The following is a 4736-nucleotide window of genomic DNA, read 5'->3' as shown; positions in this document are numbered from 1 at the left end:
GCACGCGTGACGGGTCGGACCGCCAGAAGCGGCTGAAGACGAGCTTCTCCTCACCGGGACGCAGACCGACGCCGTAGTCGCGCACCGTGACCGCGACGGTGTCGTCGTCGGCCAGCATCCGGATCCGTACCGGCTTGCGCTCGGCGTGGTCGATGGCGTTGGCGATGAGGTTGCGCAGAATCCGTTCCACGCGTCGCGGATCGACCTCGGCGATCACTTCCGTCGCCGGCAGGTCGACGATCAGGTCCACTCCGGCGTCGTTGGCCAGATGACCGACGTTGTCGAGCGCACTCTCCACCACGGCCCGCAGGTCCTCCGACTCCACCGACAACTCGGCGACGCCGGCGTCGTGGCGGGAGATCTCCAGCAGGTCGTTCAGCAGCGTCTCGAACCGGTCCAACTCGCTGACCATCAACTCGGTGGACCGTCGCAGTGCGGGCTCGAGGTCCTCGCTGTGGTCATAGATCAGGTCGGCGGCCATCCGGACGGTCGTCAACGGGGTGCGTAGCTCGTGGCTGACGTCGGAAGTGAAGCGGCGCTGCAGATTTCCGAACTCCTCGAGTTGGGTGATCTGCCGCGACAAGCTCTCGGCCATGTCGTTGAACGACACTGCCAGCCGCGCCATGTCGTCTTCGCCGCGCACCGGCATCCGCTCGGTCAGGTGGCCCTCGGCGAACCGTTCGGCGATCCGCGACGCCGACCGCACCGGGAGCACGATCTGGCGCGCCACCAACAGCGCGATGGCGGCCAGCAGGCCGAGCAGCACCAAACCACCGGTGAGGATGGTGCCGCGCATCAGGGCAATGGTGCTCTGCTCGTTGTGCAACGGGAAGATCAGGTACAGCTCGAGATTGGTCACCGGCGACGACGTGGGGCTGCCGACGATCAGCGCGGGTCCGGAGAAGCCGTCGGCGCGCACCGTCGCGTACTGATAGCTGACCTGGCCGGCCTTGACGAAGTCCCGCAAGGTGTTGGGCACCTGGTCGACGGGCCCCGCCGCGGTCGCCGCCCGCGGACCGTCGCCGGGCACCACCAGCACGGCGTCGAACGCGCCGGCCAGCCCGGCGCCGGAATCCGCCTTGCGGTCGATCAGGGTGTTGCGGGCCAACTGCAGACTGCTGTCCAGCGAGCGGGTCTCCTCGCCGCCGACGATCCCGCTCACCGTGTTGCGGGCCCGCTCGATCTCCTCGGTCGCCGCACGGACCTTGACCTCGAGGGTGCGGTCGGTGATCTGGCTCGTCAGCACGAAGCCCAGGACGAGGATCACGGCGAGGGACAGCCCGAGGGTCAACGTCACAACGCGCAGCTGGAGTGATCGACGCCATGCGAAGCCCAGCGCTCGACCCAGCGCTCCCAGCCCGCGCAGCATCGGCGCCGAGCGGCTGCGGATGCGCCGTCTCGAGCCCCAGATCACGGAGGTCCGGCCTTGTATCCCACTCCTCGAACGGTGAGCACCACCTGCGGGTTCTCCGGATCCTTCTCGACCTTGGCGCGCAACCGCTGGACGTGCACGTTCACCAAACGAGTGTCGGCGGGGTGTCGGTATCCCCAGACCTGTTCGAGGAGCACATCCCGAGTAAACACCTGCCGCGGTTTGCGCGCCAACGCCACCAGCAGGTCGAACTCCAGCGGCGTCAGCGAGATCTGCTCGTCCATCCGGGTGACCTTGTGGGCGGGCACGTCGATGTCGATGTCGGCGATCGAGAGCATCTCGGCGGGTCCGTCGTCGTTGCGGCGCAGCCGCGCACGCACCCGTGCGATGAGTTCCTTCTGCTTGAAGGGCTTCATCACGTAGTCGTCGGCGCCCGACTCCAGACCCAGCACGACGTCCACGGTGTCCGTCTTGGCGGTCAGCATCACGATCGGCACACCCGAATCGGCGCGCAGCACCCGACAGACGTCGATGCCGTTCATGCCCGGCAGCATGAGATCCAGCAGCACCAGATCGGGCCGCAGCTCACGGACCGCGGTCAGGGCCTGGGTGCCGTCACCGATCACTGCGGTGTCGAAACCTTCACCGCGCAGCACGATCGTCAGCATCTCGGCCAGCGATGGGTCGTCATCGACGACTAGGATCCTTTGCCTCATGGTGTCCATGGTGTCACCGAATCGCGATAAAGCCGGGATACCACACCGGGTGTTTTGCCCGCTTAGCCCGGTCAGGGGGCCAGCGTCGGGGCGAGATCGGCCGCGTCGACGTCCGGCCCGGCCACCACCCAGCGTCCACCCCACTGCGCGGCGGCCAACGCGGCGTACGCCTCGCTGGTGCGGCGCTGCAGCCCGTCGTCGCGCTCGTAGGCATCGCGGGCACGCGCGGCGTCGGCGTCGGCGCGGCGCTGCGCCCGTTGCGCGGCGAGCTCGGTGGGTACCGCGAGCAACACCTGCCAGTCCGGCGCGGGGTTGCCCAACCGTTCGAACTCCAGCTCGCGCAGCCACGCCACCACGTCGCCGTCGACGCCCTGATGCAGTCGCGCCGCGCTGTAGGCGGCGTTGGACGCGACGTAGCGGTCGAGGATGACGACGTCGTGGTCGGCGCTCAGACCCGCGATCTCGGCGTGTGCACCGGCGCGGTCCAACGCGAACAGCACCGCCATGGCGTACACCGACGACGACAGGTCGCCGTGGCCGCCGTGCAGCGCCTCGGCGGCCAGATCGGCGTGCACAGAGGCGCCGTACCGGGGGAAGGCAAGGGTGGCGACCGACTTGCCCGCAGTTTCGAACGCCGCGCGCAGACCCTGCGTCAGGGTGTGCTTGCCTGCGCCGTCGACGCCCTCGATCGCGATGAGCACTCGGCGAGCGTAACCGGGCTACCGCCCGGAAATCACCAGAGGTACATCGCCAGAACGGCGCCGAACATGACGACCAGCCAGGTGTCGGTGCCCGCGCGCAGCCACGCCGGTGCGGCGTGCCCCTCCATGAATTCGCGAATGATCAAGCGCGACTTGATCAGCGCCATGGCGAGAATGACGGCTATCCTGCGGACAAGGGCGTCAGTACGTCCCGCAGTTCGGCGCCGTCGGCACGCCGTTGAACCGGTCGGCGATCCACTGCATCGCGGATTCACCGTCGACCAGCATCGGCAACGCATGGTTCACCACCAGCTTGTTGAGAAACGGCGGCTGTTCATTGGTGCGGAACTCGACGTCGGCCCCCTGCGCGCACCAGTCTCGACCGAGCTGATTGGCACCGGTCCACGGCACCAGCGGGTCGAAGCGGTTGCTGTTGATCAACACTGGCGAGTTCGGCTTCAACCGACCGATGCGCTGCAGGTCGAAGAGGCTGCTGAACGGTTCCTCGTTCACCAGTTGGAAGACGTCCTCGGTGAAGTAGGGCTGAAGGTGCCTGAACATGAACTTCGTGATGGTCTCGGCGATGCACTGGTCCTGGACCTTGTAGAGCAGATCTTCACCGCGCGGTGTCAGCTTGTCGCGGATGGCCTGCTCGAACTCGGGATACGTGGTGATGACGGAGTTCAGGGCGTAGCCGACGACGCCCACCAGCGCACTACCGTCCGCGTAGGGGAAGAGTTCCTTGAGGTCTGCGGGCGGTGCGCCCGCGTAGGTCCCGACGACGTGAAGCTCGGGAGCGTAGGAGGGAGCAAGCTCGGCCGCCGCCGCAGCAGCGCCGCCACCCTGCGAATACCCCCAGAAGGCAAGCGGCCCATGCGGATCCAGCGAAGTCTCCGGCAGCCGCATCGCGGCGCGTCCGGCGTCGAGCATCGCGTTGCCCTCGGCGACCCGGTTGACGTAGGTGTGCAGGCCCGGGGTTCCGAGGCCCTGATAATCCGTCATCACGATGGCGAAGCCGCGGGCCACCATGGTGGCTACGAACAGCTCCTCGTAGTTGAACGCAAGGTCCAGCCACGGGGACCAATGGATGCCCTGGTTGAACTGTCGCGACGGTGCACACTGGTCCCCCTGGCCCTGGGTGCCCGGGCCGTAGACGATCAGGGGCCGCGGGCCCTTTCCGGGCCAGTCGTTGTACGGCTCGAAGTAGGTGCCCGTCACGGCCATCGGGTTTCCGCGAGCGTCGATGCTGCGGTACATGATTCGCGTGCCGGTCGCCATGATCGCGCCCAGCTGACCCGACGGCTCGAGCACCAGCCGCGACGGCTCGCTGCGGATCACGTCGCCGGGCGCTCCCGGCGGCAACGGATCCGGTGGCGTGTAGAACTCGGTGTACTCGTCTTCGTTGAAGTACGGGTCGTGCCCATCAATGGTGGGGTCGGCGGATGCCTGCGGCGGGATCCCGAGTGTCATGGTAAGAATGACGACGACGACCAGCCGCACCAGTCCCCGAAGCACCCGCGGACCGTAACAGATCCGGTATCACCGACGGGGCAGTTTCTACTTGTCGATGAGTTCGATGATGCGGCTTACCTCGACGCCAAAACTGCGGACAGATCGGCGTTTTCGCGATCTGTCCGCAGTCTCGACCGGAAACTCAGTAGCGGTAGTGCTCCGGCTTGTACGGGCCGTCCACGTCGACGTTGATGTACTCCGCCTGCTCCTTGGTGAGCCGGGTCAGCGAACCACCGAGGGCCTCGACGTGGATCTTGGCGACCTTCTCGTCGAGGTGCTTGGCCAGCCGGTAGACCTCGTTGTCGTACTCGTCGTTCTTGGTCCACAGCTCGATCTGGGCGATCACCTGGTTGGAGAAGCTGTTGCTCATCACGAACGACGGGTGCCCGGTGGCATTGCCCAGGTTCAGCAGCCGGCCCTCGGACAGCACGATGA

The 4736-nt window shown here is 66.9% G+C and carries 6 protein-coding genes; all 6 read right to left on the bottom strand.

What is annotated here, in order from left to right; all coding sequences use genetic code 11:
• Positions 1-1414: MtrAB system histidine kinase MtrB (gene mtrB / locus QOC69_RS17840; RefSeq protein ID WP_526441924.1), on the bottom strand; the 1414-nt coding region annotated here is incomplete at its 3' end.
• A complete protein-coding gene (mtrA, locus tag QOC69_RS17835) occupies positions 1411-2097 on the bottom strand; it encodes a two-component system response regulator MtrA (protein WP_184443923.1) in 687 nt (228 codons plus the stop codon). The genes mtrB and mtrA, both read right to left, overlap by 4 nt.
• 62 nt (positions 2098-2159) lie before the next feature.
• Entirely contained in the window at positions 2160-2789 is a 630-nt protein-coding gene (locus tag QOC69_RS17830) for a dTMP kinase (protein WP_526441921.1), read from the bottom strand.
• Positions 2790-2821: 32 nt separating this feature from the next.
• On the bottom strand, positions 2822-2956 hold the full coding sequence (locus tag QOC69_RS17825; RefSeq protein ID WP_526441919.1) for a hypothetical protein: 135 nt from the start codon (positions 2954-2956) through the stop codon (positions 2822-2824).
• 34 nt (positions 2957-2990) lie between these two features.
• Complete coding sequence (locus tag QOC69_RS17820; protein WP_526441926.1) at positions 2991-4259, bottom strand: lipase family protein; 1269 nt, start codon at positions 4257-4259, stop codon at positions 2991-2993.
• A 184-nt stretch (positions 4260-4443) separates the two neighbouring features.
• Positions 4444-4736: adenosylhomocysteinase (locus QOC69_RS17815; RefSeq protein WP_526441917.1), on the bottom strand; the 293-nt coding region annotated here is incomplete at its 5' end.

Source organism: Mycobacterium sp., from assembly GCF_032162105.1.
Classification (GTDB): Bacteria; Actinomycetota; Actinomycetes; order Mycobacteriales; family Mycobacteriaceae; genus Mycobacterium.
This window is presented reverse-complemented; position numbering and strand designations above follow the sequence as displayed.